Below are 22,713 nucleotides of genomic sequence, written 5' to 3'. Positions count from 1 at the left end.
ACCCACACTTATCTGATGATTAGATTCTCTTTTTAGGGTGCAAGTTCCGAAACATGCTCAGTCAATCTTTCTCTTAGTGCTTGTTCCTGCTCTTCAGACAGCCTTCCTCCGGCTTCACTGGTCAGGATAAACAAATCCTCTGCACGTTCGCCGATGGTGGTAATTTTAGCGCCGTGCAAATTGATGTCTAATTCAGCAAAGGTTGCACCAACTTGAGCTAGTAATCCCGGCGTGTCCAATGCTCTGAGTTCCATCAAGGTGCGTTTCTTGCTCTTGGTCGGTAGGAATTCGACCAGAGTTTTCACCTTGAAGTGCTGCAAGTTACGCGGCGTTCTGCGTGTTCTAATTTTAGTTGGACGACCATCAGCTAGAACGTGAGTCAAATGCTTAGCCACGGCTTTGTGTCTCGCTTCATCAATCGCTTCGCCGTGCTGATCGAGTACGATAAAGGTATCCAATACGTGGCCATCTTTACTGACCATGACCTGCGCGTCATGAACGTTGAAGTTGCGTCTATCAAGCTCAGCTACAACGGTCGCAAAAAGTGCGGCTTGGTCTTTACAGTAAACAAACACCTCAGTACCGCCACGCGTCGCTTTCTTGCTGATCAAAACTAACGGTTGGCTTGGGTCTTCTAGACGAAGTAAGTGCTCACAGTGCCAAGCGATTTGTTTGTGCGTGTGACGTAGGAAGTAATCGGCTTTGAAACGTTGCCAAAGCACTTCAATCTCACGAGCGGTAAATCCCTCTTTACGCAATAGAGCTGATGCCATCTGCTGATTGTGACGAATACGGTCTCTGACATCGACTGGGTTTTCCAAGCCACGGCGTAGTGCTCGCTGTGTTGAGTGAAATAGCTCCGCTAACAGGGTGCGTTTCCAGCTGTTCCATAATTCAGGGTTAGTCGCACAGATATCGGCGACGGTTAAGCACACCAGTAGCTCTAAAGACTCTTCATCGCGCACTTTCTTGGCGAACTCGGTAATCACATCCGGATCGTAGATATCACGGCGTTGAGCAGTGACAGACATCAACAGGTGGTTTTGTACCAACCATGCTACTTGCTTGGCTTCTGGCTTCGATAGCCCATGTTCAATACAGAAAGAGTAAGCTTCAACTGCGCCAATTTCCGAATGGTCACCCCCACGGCCTTTACCTATATCATGGAAGATAGCGGCGAGGATCAGCAGCTCTTTTTTCTGAACTCGCGGATACACTTCACAACAAATCGGATGCTTATCGTGATTTTCAATTTGGTTAAAACGGTTGATGTGCTTGAGCAGGCGAATACTGTGCTCATCTACGGTGTAAACGTGGAACAGATCAAACTGCATTTGACCAACAATTTGGCTCCACTGCGGTAAGTAAGCCGATAGCACGCCCAGTTTATGCATCAGGCTAAAAGCTTTGTGCAATGCATTTGGGTGGCGAACCAAGTCCATGAACTTGTCACGCGCTTCAGGAATGGTATGCAGAAATCGGTTCAATCGGCGACGTGCCGTACGCAGTTGTCGCAAGGTTGGTGGGCTTACCCCTTCGATGGAAGAGTCATTAGCGATATGGATAAACATATCGAGAATCGTTTCCGGACGAGCTTGGAATAGGGCAGGCTTACGCGCTTCGATCAGTGAGCCTCGACGTTGGAAGTCGTTGTCGAGAATCTCAGCTTCTTGTGTTTGACCACCGTTAATGATCGCTTGGTCAAACAGCTTAAGTAGCATCTTGTTGAGCTCAGCGACACGACGAAGTGTTCGGTAGAATTCCTTCATCATCATTTCTACGCCACGATTTCCCTCACCCGTATAACCAAGGTGTTCGGCTACTTGAGCTTGATGCGCGAAGGTAAGACGGTTGTCGTAGCGGCGTAGTTCGATATGCAATGCAAAGCGAACGCGCCATAAGAAATCTTGGCATTCAACAAGCTCACGATATTCAGCATCGGTGAGGAATCCGTATTTGCTCATCTCCAATAAAGAGGTTGCACCAAAGTGTCGACGTGCAACCCAACTCAGAGTATGGATGTCTCTTAATCCACCGGGTGTTGATTTGATGTCCGGTTCTAGATTGTAGGTGGTGTCGTGGTAGCGAGCATGACGCTCTCTTTGTTCTTGAATTTTGGCTTTGTAAAAGGTCTCACTTGGCCAAAATGAATCGGAATGAATCTTTAATTTCAGCTCTTGGAAGGTGTCTTCGCTGCCACACAGTAAGCGCGACTCTTGCAGGTTAGTCGCAACCGTTAAATCATCACTACCAATCTCAATACATTCAGCAATGGTACGCACTGCGTGGCCAACTTCGAGTCTCAAATCCCAAAGTAGCGTGATGAACTGACTGACTTTTTCGCCAAGCGCTGGAGGCAGCGTCTTTTGCGATACGATTAAGATGTCAATGTCGGATAACGGGTGCAGTTCGCCGCGACCATAACCACCCACAGCGACCAACGCAATATGAGGCAGTTTGCTAAACCCAAAATGATCCCATAATCGGTTGAGGAGCAAATCCATATATTCAGAGCGCAGCAACACTAAGTCTGTCACCGGGTGATGATTGAGAAATTCATCTTTCTGATACTGCGTGAAGATTTCGAGTTGGTTTTTTAATTCGCAGATTTCAATTTGTTCGTCATTGAACGTAATAGGGCATTGATAAGGCATAGTCTGCTATCCGTGCAAGCAAATGAGAGTATTTAACAATTTAACAGAAGGTGATGGAAAATCGAAATTACGCAGATAAAAAAATATCCCCGACAATGCGAGGATATTTTTAAAAGTCTGATGTATTCAGCTTGTTGAACTAAGCGTTCTTCATGATACGTGGAATCGTATCGTCGCTGCGTAGTGTTAGTACTTCACAACCTGTCTCAGTTACAACCAGTGTGTGTTCCCACTGTGCAGAGTTCTTGCTGTCTGCTGTGTACACTGTCCAGCTATCTTCGTCATCAAGACGGCAGCCAAACTTACCAGCATTGATCATTGGCTCGATTGTGAAACACATGCCAGCTTTCAGTACGGTACGGTCACTATTTTTGTAGTGAACCACTTGTGGATCTTCGTGGAATTCAGAACCGATGCCGTGGCCACAGTAATCTTTAACAATAGAGAACTTAGCGCGTGGGTTGTTCTTATTGTTGGTTTTGATGTACTTCTCGATAGCGGTACCGATTTGACCAAGCTGAACACCAGGTTTTACTTGGCGCATGCCTTCGTAAAGTGCTTCTTGAGCAACCATACATAGACGTTTGTTTGCTGGAGAAACTTCACCCACAAGGAACATCTTAGATGTGTCACCGTGGTAGCCTTGTGGACGAGTGCTTAGATCTGCATTTTCGTCATCAGGAACAATCACAGTGATATCAACGTTTAGAATGTCGCCATCTTTCAATACTGCAGGTTTGAATTGACCTGTGCTACCAGTCTCATCTTGTGATGCTGGAATACCGTGACACACGATGTGGTTGATAGACGTACAGATTGACTTAGGGAAACCGTGGTAATCAAGTGGTGCTGAGTATGCGCCTCTTTCTAGAGCGTACTCATGACAGATCTTATTCAGTTCTTCTGTCGTTGTACCTACTTGGATATGAGGTTCAATCATCTCTAGAATTTCAGAAGCCAGCTTGCCGGCAACGCGCATTTTCTCGATTTCTTCAGCAGTTTTAATTTTTACAGCCATTGCATATCTCTTAATTTGGTAGCACCTAAGTGTGCATATTGGGGCTATTCTAGCAGTGCAGCATTTTAGCGCAACATTCTGATACCCATATAATGCTGGTGGATACTACTAAGCGTGATTGAATAGTGTTCAACTTTAAGCCGATAGCCTGTTGCGTTATTGGTACTATTTATAAGAGAAATACAGCATCAAAGATCAGTATAGCAACCGCCATTTTTATATTTTTTTCTAGCCATAGATGGACAAAATATGGTATAAAGCGCGCCGGACATCAGGACTGTTTTCTCCAATTGGCGAAACAAGCTTCGTGTCCACTAACTTATATCTTTAAATCACACACATTCCGACACATGTTCCGGGGTGCCTCAACAACACAGATAACGGCTGAAAAAGTGGTTAGTTGTTAGGGGTCGGATTCATGGGGAGTGTGGAGGCCTAACCCCATAGAGGATTTTAAAATGGCAACTGTATCAATGCGCGATATGCTTAAAGCTGGTGTTCACTTCGGTCACCAAACTCGTTACTGGAACCCAAAAATGAAGCCATTCATCTTTGGTGCTCGTAGCAAGGTTCATATCATCAACCTAGAAAAAACTGTACCAATGTTCAACGAAGCTCTAGCTGAAATTGCTAAAGTTGGCGAGAAGAAAGGTAAAGTTCTTTTTGTTGGTACTAAGCGCGCTGCATCTGAAGCTGTTAAAGAAGCTGCTATCAACAGCAACCAGTTCTACGTTAACAACCGCTGGTTAGGCGGTATGCTAACGAACTACAAAACTGTTCGTCAGTCTATCAAGCGTCTGAAAGAACTTGAAGCGCAAGCTCAAGACGGTACTTTCGACAAGCTTACTAAGAAAGAAGCTCTAATGCGTACTCGTGAAATGGAGAAGCTAGAGAAATCTCTTGGTGGTATCAAGAACATGGGCGGCCTTCCAGACGCTCTTTTCGTTATCGATGCTGATCACGAACACATCGCAGTTAAAGAAGCAAACAACCTAGGTATCCCAGTTTACGCTGTAGTTGATACTAACTCTAACCCAGACGGCGTTGACTTCGTTATCCCAGGTAACGATGATGCAATCCGTGCAGTACAGCTTTACCTAAACGCTGCTGCAGACGCGGTTAAAGAAGGTCGTAACAAAGATGTTGCTGCTGTAGCTGCTGAAAAAGACGGTTTTGTAGAAGCTGAATAATAGCGGCTCTGAGCCATATTTAGTTCATATTAAGCGGTCATAATCGATGGCTTAACGGACTGAATACAGTCAATATCAGGGGCCCAATTAATTAGGCCCCTGTTTTTTATCTTTTTTAGAATTTACTAAGGAATAGAGAATGGCAACTGTAACTGCAGCTCTAGTTAAAGAACTTCGTGAACGCACAGCAGCGGGCATGATGGAATGTAAAAAAGCGCTTGTTGCTGCTGAAGGCGACATCGAGCTAGCAATTGAAAACATGCGTAAATCTGGCGCAGCGAAAGCAGCTAAAAAAGCTGGTAACGTTGCTGCTGAAGGCACAATCATCATTAAAGAAGAAGCTGGCGTTGCTGCTCTTCTTGAAGTGAACTGCCAAACTGATTTCGTAGCTAAAGATGCAGGTTTCCTTGCATTCGCTAACGAAGTTGCTGAAGCGGCTCTAGCTGAACGTCTAGACATCACTGCTCTTCAAGCTAAGTTTGAAGACGCACGTATCGCTCTAGTAACTAAGATCGGTGAGAACATCAGCATCCGTCGTGTTGAGCTTGTTGAAGGTGTTGCACTAGCTTCTTACCGTCACGGCGAGAAAATCGGTGTTGTTGTTGCTGGTGAAGGCGAAGCTGAAACGCTTAAGCACATCGCTATGCACGTTGCTGCTTCTAAGCCTGAGTACGTTAACCCATCTGACGTACCTGCTGACGTAGTAGAAAAAGAAAAAGCTGTTCAAGTAGAAATCGCTATGAACGAAGGCAAACCACAAGAGATCGCTGAAAAAATGGTTATCGGCCGTATGAAGAAATTCACGGGCGAAGTATCTCTTACTGGTCAAGCTTTCATCATGGAACCTAAGAAAACTGTTGCTGACATTCTTAAAGAGAAAGGCGCATCAGTTACTACCTTCGTTCGTTTAGAAGTTGGTGAAGGTATCGAGAAAGCTGCTGAAATGAGCTTCGCAGACGAAGTTGCAGCGGTACAACAAGGTTAATCCTTAGCGTATTGATTGAAAAAAAGACCGTGGCAAATGCTGCGGTCTTTTTATGAATAGTGAATTATTTTTGGCTTTTAGCTGTTATGAATGCGAACTGAGCTAATCAGTTTTTATCCATGACTGTTAATCATCAACTCTTTGGAAGGTAAACTCCATGACTACGAACCCTAAACCGGCGTATCAACGTATTCTGTTAAAACTTAGCGGTGAAGCACTACAAGGCGAAGAAGGTTTTGGTATTGACCCGACGATCCTTGATCGTATGGCTCAAGAAGTAAAAGAATTGGTTGAACTAGGTGTTCAAGTAGGTGTTGTTATCGGTGGCGGTAACCTTTTCCGTGGCGCAGGCCTTGCAGAAGCAGGTATGAACCGCGTTGTTGGTGACCACATGGGTATGCTTGCAACGGTAATGAACGGCCTTGCAATGCGTGACGCTCTACACCGTGCTTACGTAAACGCACGTGTAATGTCTGCAATCCCTCTTAAAGGTGTGTGTGACGATTACAACTGGGCAGATGCAATCAGCCAACTACGTCAAGGTCGCGTTGTGATCTTCTCTGCAGGTACTGGTAACCCATTCTTCACTACAGATTCTGCTGCGTGTCTACGTGGTATCGAAATCGAAGCTGACGTAGTTCTAAAAGCGACGAAAGTAGATGGTGTATTTACTGCTGACCCAGTAGCAAACCCAGACGCAGAGCTGTATGATACTTTGTCTTACAACACGATTCTTGAGAAAGAATTGAAAGTAATGGATTTGGCTGCATTTACGCTAGCACGTGATCACAAAATGCCAATCCGTGTATTTAACATGAATAAACCAGGCGCACTACGCCGCGTGGTTATGGGTGAAACTGAAGGTACATTAATCAGCGATGCTGACTAATTTTTCGGGCTTACTGAGGTTTACACTTTGGTAAGCTTATCCTTATCACTCCAAATAAAAAGCTTTCTTGAAGAAAGAACATAATCAAGGTGAAATTGTGATTAACGAAATCAAAAAAGACGCTCAAGAGCGCATGGTAAAAAGTGTTGATGCACTAAAAAACAGCCTGCAAAAGATTCGTACAGGTCGTGCACACCCGAGCTTACTTTCTGGTCTGACTGTTGAGTACTACGGTGCACCAACGCCTTTGACCCAAGTTGCTAACGTTATTGCTGAAGACGCACGTACTCTAGCGATCACTGTATTTGATAAAACACTGACGCCTCTTGTTGAAAAAGCAATCATGTCGTCTGACCTAGGCCTAAACCCTATGTCTGCTGGTACAGTTATCCGTGTTCCACTTCCACCGCTAACGGAAGAGCGTCGTAAAGACCTAGTTAAAATCGTTCGTGGCGAAGCTGAAGGTGGCCGTGTTGCTATCCGTAACATCCGTCGTGACGCGAATGGCGATCTTAAAGCACTTCTGAAAGACAAAGAAATTTCTGAAGATGAAGATCGTAAAGCACAAGACGAAATTCAAAAGCTAACTGACGTTGCTGTTAAGAACGTAGATGAAGTTCTAGCTACGAAAGAAAAAGAGTTGATGGAAGTTTAATTTCCCATATTCTTTACTTACCGGAAAAACGCTGTACTCACTGTTCAGCGTTTTTTTATGCTACTCTGTTCGACTATTAGAATTTGATTCACTCTTTTATGCATAATTCTCAAGCGTTCACAGACTCTCTTCCTAAACACATTGCTATCATTATGGATGGTAATGGCCGCTGGGCAAAAGCTCAGGGCAAGCCTCGCGTCTTTGGCCATAAAAACGGTGTTCAAGCCGTTCGAAAAACCATCTCTTCTGCTGCCAGACTTGGCATCAAAGCTGTTACACTTTTTGCATTTAGCAGCGAGAACTGGCGTCGACCAGAAGAAGAAGTCGGTATTTTGATGGAACTGTTTATCTCAGTCCTTTCTAGTGAAGTAAAAAAGCTTCATAAAAATAATCTACAACTTCGTGTTATTGGTGATAAAAGTCGTTTCAATGATCGACTACAAAAGAAGATAGAAGAAGCCGAGGCTTTGACTAACGCCAATACCGGTATGGTTATCAATATTGCGGCTAACTACGGCGGTAAGTGGGATATTCAGCAAGCAATGACCTCTATTGCTCAACAGGTAAAGTCTGGCGATATTAATGTAGAAGACATTGATGAAGCTATGATTACACAGCACCTAACAATGTCTGATATTCCTGAAGTTGATCTGCTGATTCGCACCAGTGGTGAATGTCGCATTAGCAACTTTATGCTTTGGCAATTGGCTTATGCTGAAATGTATTTCACTGAACAATTCTGGCCAGACTTTAATGAAGACAGCTTAGTAGAAGCTGTGACTTGGTTTGTAAACCGTGAGCGTCGTTTTGGATGCACGGGTGAACAGATTAAAGCTCTGATGGACAGTTAATAAGGATTTTTTGGTTTGAAACAACGAATTATTACGGCGTTGATTTTGGCTCCCCTAGTTATTCTAGGTATTTTCGAGTTATCACTTCCCACATTTTTACTTTCATTAGCGGTAATTACGCTATTGGGCTTTTGGGAGTGGACTCAGTTTGTTGAAAGCAAATCGCGTTATTTAGCGTTGATTCCAACGGTTGTGGTGAGTGCTGCCAGTTTTGCTTTTATCCCTTTTGATGCATTTAGCCTTAATCACCTTTCTAGTGCTCACTACGCCATTCTTAGTATTGGTTCGATTTGGTGGGTGATAGCGAGTGGTATGGCGGTGACTTATCCTAAGTCTATGCCTGCATGGAAAGACTCTTCTATTCTTAGACACGGCTTTGGGCTACTTACTCTGCTGCCATTCTTTTGGAGTGTGGTGATTCTGCGCGCTAACGGTATCGATGCGGATCCTTATCATGGTGCAAAGCTAGTGATGTTTGTTTGCTTGCTCGTGTGGGCTGCAGATAGCGGCGCATACTTTTCAGGTAAGAGCTTTGGTAAGCGTAAAATGGCGCCAGCGGTAAGCCCAAATAAGACGATTGAAGGTCTTATTGGCGGTATTATTACTGCGGTGATCGTGGCTTGGATCTTTGCTGATTTATTTGATATCCAGTTTACCAGTCCTCTTCACATGATTGTTATCACCCTCGTGACGGTTGTTATCTCTGTTCTTGGTGACCTTGTTGAAAGCATGTTTAAGCGTGTTTCCGGGGTCAAAGACAGCAGTAATCTGATTCCTGGTCATGGTGGTATACTTGATAGAATAGATAGCTTAACGGCTGCATTCCCTGTCTTTGCTCTGCTTTATTTAGCATTCTAATAAAAAGGGCAGTGATTCTGCCCTTTATTACATTTCTACGGTCATATGCGATGCGAAATCTAACTATCCTTGGTGCTACAGGCTCTATCGGTGCAAGTACACTGAAAGTGGTTGAGAAAAACCCGACGCTCTATTCAGTTGTCGCACTAGCAGCAGGTTCGAATGTCGACAAGATGTTGACGTTAGTTGAAAAGTGGAACCCTAGCTACGTAGCTATGGCGTGCCCAGATGCAGCGTCTCGATTAGCTGAAATTTTGTCTGCCAGCCACCCTAAAACAGAGGTGCTCTCTGGCCCTGAAGGGATGTGTCAGGTCGCTTCTTTAAAAGAAGTCGATACTGTGATGGCTGCGATTGTTGGAGCGGCAGGTCTGCTTCCTACTATGTCAGCAGTTAAAGCGGGCAAGCGTATCTTACTGGCTAACAAAGAAGCCTTAGTGATGTCAGGGCAGTTGTTCATCGACGCAGTAGAAAAATATGGTGCTGAGCTACTTCCTGTCGATAGTGAACACAATGCTATCTTTCAATGCCTACCGCAAAATGTACAAACCAATCTAGGTCGTTGTAATCTGGAAGAGAACGGTATCAACCATATTCTCTTGACGGGTTCTGGCGGCCCTTTCCGTTATACGGATGTTGCTGAGTTAGAATCGGTAACACCGGCTCGTGCTATTGCACACCCTAACTGGTCAATGGGACCTAAGATCTCTGTTGATTCAGCTACGATGATGAATAAAGGCTTAGAGTACATTGAGGCTAAGTGGTTATTTAATGCCTCTCAAGAGCAACTCAAAGTTATTATCCACCCTCAATCTGTGATTCATTCTATGGTTCAGTACAAAGATGGCTCGGTACTGGCTCAAATGGGTGAACCTGATATGGCGACGCCAATTGCTTTGACCATGTCTTACCCTGACCGTACTGAAGCGGGTGTGAAGCCGTTGGACTTTACTAAGATTGGCGAACTGACATTCTTAGAGCCTGATTTAACTCGTTACCCATGTTTGAGATTAGCGATCGAAGCGTGCTATTTAGGTCAGCATGCGACAACAGCAATTAATGCGGCAAACGAAATTGCAGTCGATGCTTTCTTGAACAATCAAGTGAAGTTTACCGATATTGCTATCATTAACGAGCATGTTATGAGCAAAGTATGTGAACAATATAACTCTGAGGGCTTAGATAGCTTGGAAAGCCTTCTTGAGCTCGATAATATGTCTCGTCAAATAGCCATTCAATTTATTAAAGAGCAGCTAGCATGAGTGGAATTCTGTGGAACTTCGCATCTTTTATTGTAGCGCTTGGCATTCTGGTCGCTGTTCACGAGTTTGGACATTTCTGGGTTGCTCGCCGTTGTGGTGTAAAAGTCGAAAAATTTTCGATTGGTTTTGGTAAATCAATCTGGAGCAAAGTTGGCCGTGATGGCACGGAATACAGCTTGTCAGTGATTCCATTAGGCGGCTACGTTAAAATGCTTGATGGTCGTGTTGACGACCTTTCTGACGAAGAGCAGCAATACGCTTTTGATAAGAAGCCGTTATGGAAACGAACAGCGATAGTGGGTGCAGGCCCTGCATTTAACTTTATCTTTGCGGTGTTCGCGTACTGGTTAGTATTTTTGATCGGCGTACCCGCGGTTAAACCGGTAATTGGAGAAGTCACTCCTCAATCTATCGTGGCACAAGCCGGAATTGAAAGTGGAATGGAACTTAAATCTATTTCAGGAATCAAAACCGCAGATTGGGAATCAGTAAACATGGGTTTGATATCACATATCGGCGATCAATCCATGACAGTAACGGTTTCTTCTCCAGATGATATTGGCTTTGAGCAACAAATGACATTGGATATTTCAGACTGGTCGTTTAACCCAGAAACTGAATCTGCAATGACAACGCTTGGTTTTAGACCGTATTCGCCAGAAATATCGACAACGCTCGCTCAAATTATTGAAGACGGTGCTGCATACTCTGCAGGATTCGAAGCGGGTGATAAAATTGTCGAAATTAATGAGCAACCTATTGAAAAGTGGCAATCGGTAGTTGAGTTAATTCGAGCGAATCCGGAAACCTCGATAAACGTCAACGTGTTGCGAAATGGTGTGAAGCAGCAATTGGTTCTTACTCCAAAAAGTCGAGAGCTTTCTGATGGTTCCACAATCGGCTATGCGGGTATTGCTCCAGAAGTCGCAGAATGGCCAGAAGATTATCGCTTTGAGTTACAATTTGGTGTAATTGAGTCTGTAGGAAAAGCATTTGATAAAACAGGTCAGATCATTGGTTTGACGCTGACAATGCTTAAAAAGCTCATCGTTGGTGATGTTGGCTTAAATAACCTAAGTGGCCCTATTTCGATTGCTAAAGGTGCAGGTACAACCGCCGATTATGGTCTGGTTTACTTCTTGGGCTTTTTGGCTTTGATCAGTGTTAACTTAGGTATCATTAATTTGGTTCCGCTGCCTATGCTTGATGGCGGACATTTGCTCTTTTTCGCTATTGAAGCCATTACTCGTAAACCCGTCCCTGAGAAAGTTCAGGAAATAGGGTATCGACTGGGAAGTGCAATTATCTTCTCTTTGATGGCTCTGGCAATATTTAACGATTTTACTCGTCTGTAAATGGTTTCTTACAGACATTGTTAGTAGCAAGGAATAATTAGAATAAGTATGGCGATTAAGCAAATTCTGTTCGCAAGTCTATTGGCCACTAGTGTGGCTGCGAACGGAGCACAAAACTTTGTAGTTCAAGATATTAAGATCGAAGGTTTACAGCGTGTTGCACTTGGTGCTGCTCTACTGAAAATGCCGGTACGTATTGGCGATCAAGTAGAAGAAGGCGATGTATCTGAGATCATTCGTGCATTATATGCTTCAGGTAACTTTGAGGACGTTAAAGTACTGCGTGATGAAGGTGTATTGATTGTTCAAGTAAAAGAACGACCAACTATCGCAAGCATTTCATTCTCGGGTAACAAAGCGATTAAAGAAGAGCAACTTCAACAGAACCTAGATGCATCTGGTGTTCGTGAAGGTGAAGCGCTTGATCGTACAACGCTGAGTAACATCGAGAAAGGTCTAGAAGATTTTTACTACAGCGTAGGTAAATACAACGCGACAGTAAAAGCGGTTGTGACTCCATTGCCACGTAACCGTTCTGATCTTAAGTTTGTGTTCACTGAGGGCGTATCTGCGAAGATTCAGCAAATTAACTTTATCGGAAACGAAGTCTATTCTGATGCTGAACTTCTTAGCCGTTTTAACCTAAACGTAGATGTTGCATGGTGGAATTTCCTTGCGGATGAAAAATACCAAAAGCAAGTTTTAGCGGGTGATATCGAAGCTCTGAAATCTTACTATCTTGATCGTGGTTACCTTAAATTTAAGGTGGATTCGACACAAGTTGCGATCTCTCCAGACAAGAAAGGCGTTTACATCACGCTGGGTATTGATGAAGGCGAAGCATACACCGTTAAAGATGTCGCGTTTCGTGGTGAGCTAATTGGCCGTGAGGCTGACTTTGATGCATTAGTCCCATTTGAAGATGGCGATACGTACAACGGCTCTTCTGTAACTTCTTTAGAAGAAGGCGTTAAGCGAATTCTTGGTGAATCAGGTTATGCCTACCCACAAGTTCGTACTATTCCTGAATTCGATGATGAGACCAATGAGGTTTCGCTTGTTATCAATGTAGAAGCGGGCAGCCGTATCTACGTTCGTGATATTCGTTTTACGGGTAACAACTCGACTAAAGATGAAGTTCTACGTCGCGAAATGCGTCAAATGGAAGGCAGCTGGCTTAACTCTCGATCGATTGATACTGGTAAGAGCCGACTTAACCGTTTAGGTTTCTTCGAAACGGTTGATGTACAAACAGTACGTGTTCCTGGTAGTGACGATCAAGTCGATTTGGTTTACAACGTAAAAGAAGCAAACTCAGGTAGCATTAACTTTGGTGTCGGCTACGGCACTGAATCGGGTGTGAGCTTCCAAGTTGGCCTACAACAAGACAACTTTGCTGGTTCTGGTAACCGTGTTGGCGTAAGTGCCATGATGAATGATTACCAAAAGAACGTGAGCTTGGACTACCGTGACCCATACTGGAACCTTGATGGTGTGAGTTTGGGCGGTAAGATCTTCTACAACGAGTTTGAAGCATCTGAAGCGGGTATCGTCGACTATACCAACCAAAGTTATGGTACGAGCCTAACATGGGGTTTCCCTGTGGATGAGCTTAACCGTATCGAATTTGGCGTAGGCTACACGCACAACAAGATCGGTAACGTTCCGACTTATATCCAAGTTGAACAGTTCGCTAGAAGTATTGACCAATATGGTGACGAACACATCCTAACCGATGACTTCGATATCAATATCTCTTGGACTCGTAACAATCTTAACCGTGGTTTCTTCCCTACAGAAGGTAACCACCAACGTGCTTTTGCTAAAATGACCGTACCGGGCTCTGATGCTAAGTACTTCAAAGCGCAGTACGATGTAAAACATTACATCCCGCTGACCAAAAAGCATGAGTTCACACTATTGATGCGTGGCCGATTAGGCTATGGTAATGGTTATGGTCAAACGGATGGTAATGATAACTTGTTCCCATTCTACGAGAACTACTACGCGGGTGGTTTTACAACGCTGCGTGGCTTTGGTTCTAACTCAGCTGGTCCAAAAGCCGTTTACGGAAACAGCACGGGTAACAACCCTACATACGATTCTGCTACCGATGACTCGGTTGGTGGTAACGCGGTTGCTTTGGCGAGTTTAGAGTTAATTGTACCTACACCGTTTGCTTCTGATGAAGCGCGTAGCCAAATTCGAACCAGTGTCTTCTTCGATATGGCAAGTGTATGGGATACTGAGTTCGTAGACCGTGGCGCACCTAACAGTGGCAGCCAGTACTACTACGATTACTCAGATCCAACCAATTACCGTTCATCTTATGGTGCAGCCCTTCAGTGGATGTCTCCGATGGGCCCACTGGTTTTCTCTCTAGCGAAACCAGTTAAAATTTACGAAGGTGATGATGAGGAATTCTTCACATTTACCATTGGTAGAACTTTCTAATATTTAAAGGACAATATTTTGAAAAATATGATTAAAGCAGCAGGTTTAGGCCTTGTAGTTCTTAGCTCTTCTTTCTTTGCAACAGCTGCAGAAGCTGCGCAAAAAGTGGGTTATGTAAACACTGCACAAGTATTCCAGGCTCTACCTCAGCGTGAAGTTGTTCTTCAAAAAATGCAGGAAGAGTTCAAAGATAAAGCGGCTGAGCTTCAAAGCATCCAAGCTGAAGCTAAGACCAAGATCGAAAAGCTTAAGCGTGATGGCGAATTGCTAGGTCCTGATGAAATTGAAAAACTTCGTATCGAAGTTGGTCAATTGGACAGCAAGTACAAAATCAAAGCTCAAGCACTAGAAAAAGCAAGCCAACGTCGTGAAGCACAAGAGAAGCAGAAGCTATTCAAAGTGATTCAAGATGCTGTAACAAAAGTTGCAGAGAAAGAAGGCTACGACATGATTGTTGATATTCAAGCTCTGCAATATGGCAAGCCAGAATACAACATCTCTGAGAAAGTAATTAAAGCACTGAAATAAGTTTTATGAAGAATCTGACTTTAGCCGAATTGGCAACGATTACCGGGGGAGAGCTACACGGAGACGGTACTATTACTGTTTCAGCGGTTGCTCCTATGGATAAAGCGCTAGAAGGAAATATTACGTTCCTTTCTAACGTGAAGTACAGCAAGCACCTAGGTGACTGTAAAGCATCCGCTATTATGGTTAAAGAGAGTGAACGCGAACTGTGTAAAACCAATGTAATTGTGGTTAATGACCCTTATGTTGCTTTTGCTAAAGTTGCTCAAGCGCTGGACATTACTCCTGCACCGGCTGCGGCTATCGCTGATTCAGCTTCAATCTCCGGTGATGCAACCATTGGACAAAATGTGTCTATTGGTGCAAATGCTGTGATTGAATCTGGTGTTGTCCTTGGTGATGACGTGATCATTGGTGCTGGTTGTTTTATTGGTAAGAATGCTCAAATTGGCTCAGGCACTAAGCTTTGGGCTAATGTAAGTATTTATCATGAAGTGATCATTGGCACTGCGTGTTTGATTCAATCAAGCACAGTGATTGGTTCTGATGGCTTTGGTTATGCGAACGAAAAAGGCGAGTGGGTTAAGATCCCTCAAGTCGGTTCGGTTCGCGTTGGTAACCGCGTAGAAATTGGCGCGTGTACGACCATCGACCGTGGTGCGTTGGACGATACAGTGATTGAAGACAACGTTATCTTAGATAACCAACTTCAAATAGCTCACAATGTTCACATCGGATATGGTTCGGCAATTGCTGGTGGTACTATTGTGGCTGGCAGCACTACGATAGGTAAGTACTGTATTATTGGTGGCGGTTGTGTGATTAATGGACACATTGAAATCGTTGACGGCGTTACAATCACCGGTATGGGGATGGTAATGCGCAGCATCACTGAGAAAGGTATGTATTCATCTGGTATTCCTTTACAGCCAAATAAAGACTGGCGTAAAACAGCGACGCGAGTTCATCGTATTGATGAAATGAACAAGCGTTTGAAAACCGTTGAAAAACTTATCGAGAAAAGCGCGGAATCATAATTCCAGCATTTCTAATAAAAGGCTCGCGTACAGCGAGTCTTTTTCGTTTATAATCCTTCTAATTAAATAAAGAATATACATAGGAATACGACTTTGACTACTGAACAGACAACGATGAACATTACTGAAATTCAGGAACTATTACCTCATCGCTACCCATTCTTAATGGTTGATCGTGTGACTAGCTTTGAAAAAGAAAAAACACTGACCGCGATTAAGAATGTTTCTGTTAACGAACCTCAGTTCACAGGCCACTTCCCACAGCTTCCTGTATTCCCAGGCGTGTTGATCTTAGAAGCAATGGCTCAAGCTACAGGTCTTCTTGCATTTAAATCTTTTGGTGCGCCTTCTGGTAACGAACTTTACTACTTCGCAAGTGTTGATAAAGCAAAATTCCGTAAGCCAGTGGTACCTGGTGACCAACTGGTTATCGAAGTTGAGTTCCTAAAAGAACGTCGTGGCATTGCATCATTTAACGGTGTGGCTAAAGTTGACGGCGCTGTAGTGTGTTCAGCTGAACTTAAATGTGCTCGTAGAGAGTTTTAATATGATTCATGAAACAGCGAAAATTCACCCGGCAGCAGTAATCGAAGGTGATGTAACTATCGGTGCTAACGTGACGGTTGGGCCTTTCACTTACATTGCTGGTACTGTGACTATTGGTGACGACACAGAGATTATGTCGCACGTTGTGATTAAAGGTCACACAACCATTGGTAAAGAAAACCGTATCTTCCCACACGCTGTGATTGGTGAAGAAAACCAAGACAAGAAGTATGGCGGCGAAGCAACAACAGTAGTGATCGGTGATCGCAACGTGATTCGTGAAGCCGTTCAAATCCACCGTGGTACGACTCAAGACAAAGCAACCACAGTGATTGGTGACGACAACTTACTTTGTGTAAACGCTCACGTAGCGCATGATGTAATCGTTGGAAACCACACTCACATTGGTAACAACGCTATCCTTGGCGGTCACGTGACGGTTGGCGATTACGCTGGCGTAATGGCACTGTCTGCGATTCACCCGTTCTGTTCAATTGGCGCTTATGCGTACATTGGCGGTTGTTCTGCGGTTGTTCAAGATGTACTCCCTTATGTACTTGCTCAAGGTAACCACGCAGCGCCATTTGGTTTGAACCTTGTTGGCTTGAAGCGTAACGGGTTTGAGAAACCAGAGATTCGTGCACTACAGAAAGCGTACAAAGAGTTATACCGTTCAGGTAAAACACTTGAAGAAGCGAAAGCGGCTTTAGTTGAAATGGCAAAAGAGTTTACTTCGGTTACTCCTATGCTAGAAATGCTAGAGAACTCTGAGCGCGGTATTATTCGTTAATACTTGATGTGATTGTGTACCAATCAGCGCAAGTATGACAATAATTACTTAATCAGATTGGTATAACAAAAAGATCGCTACTCATTAGGCGGTCTTTTTTGCTTTAGGCGAGAAGGGAAAACTATGGCACAGCAAGATACACAAACTAACACCTCGAATTTTGTTTCGAACGAACCACTGCGTGTGGGTATCGTTGTTGGGGAACTTTCTGGCGACACACTGGGTGAAGGCTTTATAGAAGCGATTAAATCACAATATCCAAATGCAGAATTCGTCGGTATTGGCGGCCCCAAAATGAAAGCCCTTGGTTGTGAGTCTCTTTTCGAAATGGAAGAGCTTGCTGTGATGGGCTTGGTTGAAGTACTTGGACGTTTGCCTCGCTTACTTAAAGTGAAAGCGGAACTGGTGAAGTATTTCACTCAAAATCCACCCGATGTGTTTGTTGGTATTGATGCGCCTGACTTCAACCTGAGACTTGAGTTAGATCTTAAGAATGCTGGCATCAAAACGGTGCATTACGTGAGTCCTTCAGTATGGGCTTGGCGTCCAAAGCGTATCTTTAAAATCGATAAAGCAACCGACTTGGTATTGGCTTTCCTACCGTTCGAAAAAGCGTTCTACGATAAATATAACGTTGCCTGTGAATTCGTTGGCCACACGTTGGCAGACTCGATTCCTTTGGAACCGAGTAAACGAGACGCTCGAGAGCTTTTAGGTCTTGATCAAGATAAGCAGTGGCTAGCGGTATTGCCGGGTAGTCGTGGTGGTGAAATGAGTTTGATTGCTCAGCCATTTATCGAGACTTGTCAACGCATTAAGCAGAAATATCCTGATGTTAACTTTGTTGTTGCGTTGGTTAATGAACAGCGTAAAAAACAGTTTATCGAGATATGGCAAGCGACGGCACCTGAGTTGGAATTCACACTAGTGGAAGATACTGCGAGAAACGTGATTACCGCTTCCGACTCCGTTCTATTGGCTTCTGGTACCGTTGCGCTTGAATGTATGTTACTTAAGCGGCCGATGGTCGTAGGCTACAAAGTCAACAAGCTCACCGGCTATATCGTGAAGAAATTGTCGATCACAGAATTTGTTTCGTTACCGAATATCCTAGCGGGTGAAGAAATCGTAAAAGAACACATTCTTGAAGAGTGTCACCCAGATTACCTTTTCCCATCGGTCGACAAGATGCTTTCAACGGACAATGCGCCATTGATTGAACGCTTTACTGAAATGCATCACTGGATCCGTAAAGACGCGGATAAACAAGCGGCTAACGCGGTATTGAAACTGATTAACCGACCATTTGTTGAGTTATAAAACGCTTGTTTTCAGAACACTAAGAGAATAATGATGGCAGTAAAAGAGAAAAAAGAGCTTCCTCCGTTTGAATACCCTCAAGGTTACCAGTTGTTTGCTGGTGTGGATGAAGTGGGTCGTGGTCCTTTGGTCGGTGATGTCGTGACTGCGGCCGTCATCCTCGACCCCAGTAACCCTATTGAAGGCTTAAACGACTCAAAGAAATTGTCAGAGAAGAAACGTCTTGCATTGCTTCCTGAGATAAAAGAGAAAGCACTGGCATGGTCGGTGGGTCGTTGCTCTCCGCAAGAAATTGATGAGTTAAATATTCTACAAGCGACCATGGTTGCTATGCAGCGAGCTATCGCAGGGCTAAGCGTCCAGCCAGACATGGCTCTGATCGATGGTAACCGTGTTCCAGAATTACCTATGGATGGTTTGGCGATTGTGAAAGGGGACTTGCGAGTTGCTGAAATCAGCGCAGCGTCTATCATCGCTAAGGTGGTTCGTGATCAAGAGATGGAAGAGTTAGATAAACTCCATCCAGAGTTTGGTTTTGCTCAACATAAAGGCTACCCGACCAAAGCGCATTTCGAAGCGATTGAAAAACATGGTGTAACTGAGCATTACCGCAAAAGCTTTAAGCCAGTAAAACGTGTTCTTGGCATTGATTAGAGTGCGTTGATTAAACTTTATATTGCTCCGGCTTCCTATTGATAGTGGCTGCCTATTGATTGGAACCGGCTATCGAATAAAGTTGCCTACTTGCAGTAGAAAAAAATAGAATACACACAGTTGTAATCCTAGGCTCAAGCCTAGAACTCAGGAAAAATAATGTCAGATCCAAAATTTGTTCACCTTCGCGTACACAGTGACTTTTCTATGGTGGATGGCCTATCAAAGGTACCACCACTGGTTAAGAAAGTTGCTGAGATGGGTATGCCAGCTCTAGCACTGACCGACTTTACTAACCTATGTGGTTTGGTGAAATTCTACGGTACAGCCCATGGGTGTGGGGTTAAGCCAATTATTGGTGCTGACTTCCTGATGCAGTCTCCTGAGTTTGGCGACGAATTGACCAAACTCACCGTTATTGCAACGAGTAACAAAGGTTACAACAACCTAACGTTATTGATTTCAAAAGCTTACCTTCGTGGTCACGTACAGCATCAGCCAGTAATTGATAAAGAGTGGCTGATTGAACATGCCGAAGGCCTGATTCTTTTATCGGGTGCGAAAGAAGGTGAGATTGGTAAGGCGTTGCTGAAAGGCAACCGAGAGTTGGTTGCAAGTAGTGTCGAGTTTTACAAAACACACTTTGCCGACCGATTTTATCTGGAGCTGATCCGTACAGGACGTCCGGATGAAGAGTCCTATCTGCACTTTGCGTTGGAACTAGCCGAGCAAGAAGACCTGCCAGTTGTCGCGACCAACGAAGTGGTATTCATTTCTGAAGACTTGTTTGACGCCCATGAAATTCGTGTGGCGATTCACGACGGCTTTACCATGGTTGATCCACGTCGACCAAAAAACTACAGCCCACAGCAGTATCTACGTAGCGAAGAAGAGATGTGTGAGCTGTTCTCAGACATTCCTGAAGCTCTGGAAAACAGTGTTGAGATCGCTAAGCGTTGTAATGTCACCGTTCGATTGGGCGAATACTTTTTGCCTAACTTCCCGACCGAAGGTTTAGCGATTGAAGACTTCCTGATTAAGAAATCAGAAGAAGGTCTTGAACGACGTTTAGCATTCCTATTTCCTGACGAAAAAGTTCGTGCTGAACGCAGACCTGAATACGATGAGCGACTTAAAATCGAGCTAGAAGTTGTTAATAACATGGGTTTCCCAGGTTACTTCTTGATCGTAATGGAGTTCATCCAGTGGTCAAAAGATAACGACGTGCCAGTAGGTCCTGGTCGTGGTTCCGGTGCCGGTTCTTTGGTGGCTTACGCATTGGATATCACCGATCTTGACCCACTTGAATACGACTTACTGTTCGAACGTTTCTTGAACCCAGAACGTGTATCTATGCCCGATTTCGATATCGATTTCTGCATGGATAAACGTGACCAAGTTATTGACCACGTAGCCGAGATGTACGGTCGTGATGCTGTTTCTCAGATCATTACCTTCGGTACAATGGCGGCGAAAGCGGTAATTCGAGATGTAGGTCGTGTGTTAGGCCACCCATTTGGCTTTGTTGACCGAATATCTAAGCTGGTTCCGCCTGATCCGGGTATGACGCTAGAGAAAGCATTCCTCGCTGAGCCTGCATTACCTGAACTTTATGATGGTGATGAAGAAGTTCGTGAGCTTATTGATAAATGTCGAATTCTAGAAGGTTGTACGCGAAACGCAGGTAAGCACGCGGGTGGTGTTGTGATCTCACCCACCACGATTACCGACTTTGCACCTATCTATGCCGATGCGGAAGGCAACTTCCCGGTAACGCAATTCGATAAGAATGACGTAGAAACAGCAGGCTTGGTTAAGTTCGACTTCTTGGGTCTACGTACACTGACAATCATTGACTGGGCGTTAGGCCTAGTAAACCCTCGCTTAGCGAAAGAGGGGAAAGATCCGGTTCGTATCGAATCGATTCCTCTGGATGATCAAGCGTCATTTAACCTATTACAGAATTCAGAAACGACGGCGGTATTCCAACTGGAATCTCGCGGTATGAAAGACCTGATCAAGCGTCTACAGCCCGACTGTTTTGAAGATATCATCGCATTGGTGGCCTTGTTCCGTCCGGGCCCTCTGCAATCAGGCATGGTAGATAACTTTATCGACCGTAAACACGGACGAGAGGCAGTATCTTACCCTGATGAAACGTGGCAACACGAATCGTTAAAAGAAACACTAGAACCGACTTACGGCATCATCCTGTATCAAGAACAGGTAATGCAAATCGCTCAGATCCTTGCGGGTTATACGCTTGGTGGAGCTGATATGCTGCGCCGTGCGATGGGTAAGAAAAAGCCTGAAGAGATGGCAAAGCAGCGTGGTACCTTCAAAGAAGGTGCTGAAGCCAATGGTGTTGATGGCGAACTGTCCATGAAGATCTTTGACTTGGTAGAGAAGTTTGCGGGCTACGGCTTTAACAAATCTCACTCGGCTGCATACGCACTGGTTTCTTATCAAACACTGTGGTTGAAAACACACTACCCTGCGGAATTCATGGCGGCAGTAATGACCGCGGATATGGATAACACCGAGAAGGTTATTGGCCTTGTCGATGAGTGTTTTCGTATGAAGCTCAAGCTCCTTCCACCTGACATCAACTCGGGCCTATACCGCTTTAATGTCGATGAAGATGGCGCGATTGTTTATGGCATCGGTGCGATTAAAGGGGTTGGTGAAGGCCCAATTGAAGCCATTATCGAAGCGCGTAATAAAGGCGGTTACTTTAAAGATTTATTCGACTTCTGTGCACGTCTTGATCTGAAGAAGGTCAACAAACGTGTTATTGAAAAGTTGATTCTGTCAGGCGCCTTAGATAGATTAGGTCCTCACCGAGCAGCGATGATGGCCTCATTGAAAGATGCGGTTAAGGCGGCAAGCCAACATCACCACGCTGAGTCTTTTGGTCAATCGGATATGTTTGGTGTTTTGACTGACGCTCCGGAAGAGGTGGAACACAAGTATACTCAAGTGCCTAAATGGCCTGAAAAGGTTTGGCTTGAAGGTGAGCGTGAAACGTTAGGTTTGTATTTAACGGGTCACCCGGTTAATGCGTACATTAAAGAGCTCGCGAAATACACCAGCTGTCGCTTGAAAGATGCGACGCCGACGCGTCGTGATCAGTCTTTAACGATTGCAGGTTTGGTCATTGCTGCTAGGGTAATGACCACGAAGCGCGGAACTCGAATTGGTTTGATGACCCTCGACGACCGATCGGGACGAATGGAAGTGATGTTGTTCTCTGATGCGCTCGATCGCTACGCTGAATTGCTCGAAAAAGATAAAATAGTGGTCGTTTCTGGACAGGTCAGCTTTGATGATTTCAATGGTGGGCTTAAAATGTCCGCGCGCGAGGTCATGGACTTAGGAAGCGCCCGTGAGAAATATGCTCGTGGGGTGTCGATATCTATCGACCAATCCCAAATTAATGGTCAATTTTTTGAACGCTTTAGTCAAATCTTAGAACCTTATAGAGCCGGAACGGTCCCAGTCAATGTATACTACCAGCGTGCCGACGCTAGAGCGCGGTTAACATTGGGCACAGAATGGCGTGTGACGCCAAGTGATACATTACTAGACGAATTAAAACAGCTGCTTGGAAATAGCCAAGTAGAACTCGAATTTAACTAAAATTTAGCTCCATGATTGTGGAGCTGAATCA

Annotated in this window: 18 protein-coding genes; 16 read left to right on the top strand and 2 right to left on the bottom strand. The window is 44.5% G+C overall.

What is annotated here, in order from left to right; genetic code table 11:
• Positions 1–32 precede the first annotated feature (32 nt).
• Entirely contained in the window at positions 33–2,654 is a 2,622-nt protein-coding gene (glnD, locus tag AC3CKG_RS12550; protein ID WP_065110910.1) for a bifunctional uridylyltransferase/uridylyl-removing protein GlnD, read from the bottom strand.
• A gap of 139 nt (positions 2,655–2,793) precedes the next feature.
• Positions 2,794–3,672: a type I methionyl aminopeptidase gene (gene map / locus AC3CKG_RS12545; RefSeq protein WP_017110387.1), complete on the bottom strand. Its 879-nt coding sequence runs from the start codon at positions 3,670–3,672 to the stop codon at positions 2,794–2,796.
• A gap of 458 nt (positions 3,673–4,130) precedes the next feature.
• On the opposite strand from map, the gene rpsB reads away from it, so the two are divergent.
• From rpsB to dnaE, 16 genes are all read left to right on the top strand, one after another.
• Positions 4,131–4,862, top strand: coding sequence for a 30S ribosomal protein S2 (gene rpsB / locus AC3CKG_RS12540; RefSeq protein ID WP_032500394.1), 732 nt, complete (start codon positions 4,131–4,133; stop codon positions 4,860–4,862).
• Positions 4,863–5,001: 139 nt separating this feature from the next.
• Positions 5,002–5,847: a translation elongation factor Ts gene (gene tsf, locus AC3CKG_RS12535; protein WP_017107181.1), complete on the top strand. Its 846-nt coding sequence runs from the start codon at positions 5,002–5,004 to the stop codon at positions 5,845–5,847.
• A gap of 157 nt (positions 5,848–6,004) precedes the next feature.
• The gene (pyrH, locus tag AC3CKG_RS12530) at positions 6,005–6,736 is read left to right on the top strand and encodes a UMP kinase (protein WP_009847418.1); all 732 of its coding nucleotides are present in this window, start codon (positions 6,005–6,007) and stop codon (positions 6,734–6,736) included.
• A 97-nt stretch (positions 6,737–6,833) separates the two neighbouring features.
• Positions 6,834–7,391 carry a ribosome recycling factor gene (gene frr, locus AC3CKG_RS12525; protein WP_029225913.1) on the top strand — a complete coding sequence of 186 codons (558 nt, stop codon included), beginning with the start codon at positions 6,834–6,836 and terminating at the stop codon, positions 7,389–7,391.
• 98 nt (positions 7,392–7,489) lie between these two features.
• Entirely contained in the window at positions 7,490–8,242 is a 753-nt protein-coding gene (gene uppS, locus AC3CKG_RS12520; protein WP_029223474.1) for an undecaprenyl pyrophosphate synthase, read from the top strand.
• Between the two features lie 15 nt (positions 8,243–8,257).
• A complete protein-coding gene (locus AC3CKG_RS12515) occupies positions 8,258–9,100 on the top strand; it encodes a phosphatidate cytidylyltransferase (RefSeq protein WP_488528419.1) in 843 nt (280 codons plus the stop codon).
• Between the two features lie 50 nt (positions 9,101–9,150).
• Positions 9,151–10,359: a 1-deoxy-D-xylulose-5-phosphate reductoisomerase gene (gene ispC, locus AC3CKG_RS12510; RefSeq protein WP_102554689.1), complete on the top strand. Its 1,209-nt coding sequence runs from the start codon at positions 9,151–9,153 to the stop codon at positions 10,357–10,359.
• Positions 10,356–11,714, top strand: coding sequence for a sigma E protease regulator RseP (gene rseP / locus AC3CKG_RS12505; RefSeq protein WP_102459729.1), 1,359 nt, complete (start codon positions 10,356–10,358; stop codon positions 11,712–11,714). Before ispC ends, rseP begins: the two co-directional genes overlap by 4 nt.
• A 48-nt stretch (positions 11,715–11,762) precedes the next feature.
• Complete coding sequence (bamA, locus tag AC3CKG_RS12500) at positions 11,763–14,168, top strand: outer membrane protein assembly factor BamA (RefSeq protein ID WP_488528418.1); 2,406 nt, start codon at positions 11,763–11,765, stop codon at positions 14,166–14,168.
• A 27-nt stretch (positions 14,169–14,195) separates the two neighbouring features.
• A complete protein-coding gene (locus tag AC3CKG_RS12495) occupies positions 14,196–14,696 on the top strand; it encodes an OmpH family outer membrane protein (protein ID WP_029223473.1) in 501 nt (166 codons plus the stop codon).
• 5 nt (positions 14,697–14,701) lie between these two features.
• Positions 14,702–15,733, top strand: coding sequence for a UDP-3-O-(3-hydroxymyristoyl)glucosamine N-acyltransferase (gene lpxD / locus AC3CKG_RS12490; RefSeq protein ID WP_017107189.1), 1,032 nt, complete (start codon positions 14,702–14,704; stop codon positions 15,731–15,733).
• Positions 15,734–15,826: 93 nt separating this feature from the next.
• On the top strand, positions 15,827–16,279 hold the full coding sequence (gene fabZ / locus AC3CKG_RS12485) for a 3-hydroxyacyl-ACP dehydratase FabZ (RefSeq protein ID WP_017107190.1): 453 nt from the start codon (positions 15,827–15,829) through the stop codon (positions 16,277–16,279).
• A gap of 1 nt (position 16,280) precedes the next feature.
• Entirely contained in the window at positions 16,281–17,069 is a 789-nt protein-coding gene (gene lpxA / locus AC3CKG_RS12480) for an acyl-ACP--UDP-N-acetylglucosamine O-acyltransferase (protein WP_017107191.1), read from the top strand.
• A 123-nt stretch (positions 17,070–17,192) separates the two neighbouring features.
• A complete protein-coding gene (gene lpxB / locus AC3CKG_RS12475; RefSeq protein WP_488528417.1) occupies positions 17,193–18,389 on the top strand; it encodes a lipid-A-disaccharide synthase in 1,197 nt (398 codons plus the stop codon).
• A 33-nt stretch (positions 18,390–18,422) separates the two neighbouring features.
• Positions 18,423–19,043, top strand: a complete 621-nt coding sequence (gene rnhB / locus AC3CKG_RS12470; protein ID WP_488529248.1) for a ribonuclease HII — start codon at positions 18,423–18,425, stop codon at positions 19,041–19,043.
• A gap of 159 nt (positions 19,044–19,202) precedes the next feature.
• On the top strand, positions 19,203–22,682 hold the full coding sequence (dnaE, locus tag AC3CKG_RS12465) for a DNA polymerase III subunit alpha (protein ID WP_102267696.1): 3,480 nt from the start codon (positions 19,203–19,205) through the stop codon (positions 22,680–22,682).
• The last annotated feature ends 31 nt before the right edge of the window (positions 22,683–22,713 follow it).

It is taken from the genome of Vibrio sp. QJM3NY_15 (genome assembly GCF_057785995.1).
The sequence above is the reverse complement of the archived record's forward strand: the minus strand, read 5'-3'. Positions and strand labels throughout refer to the sequence as shown.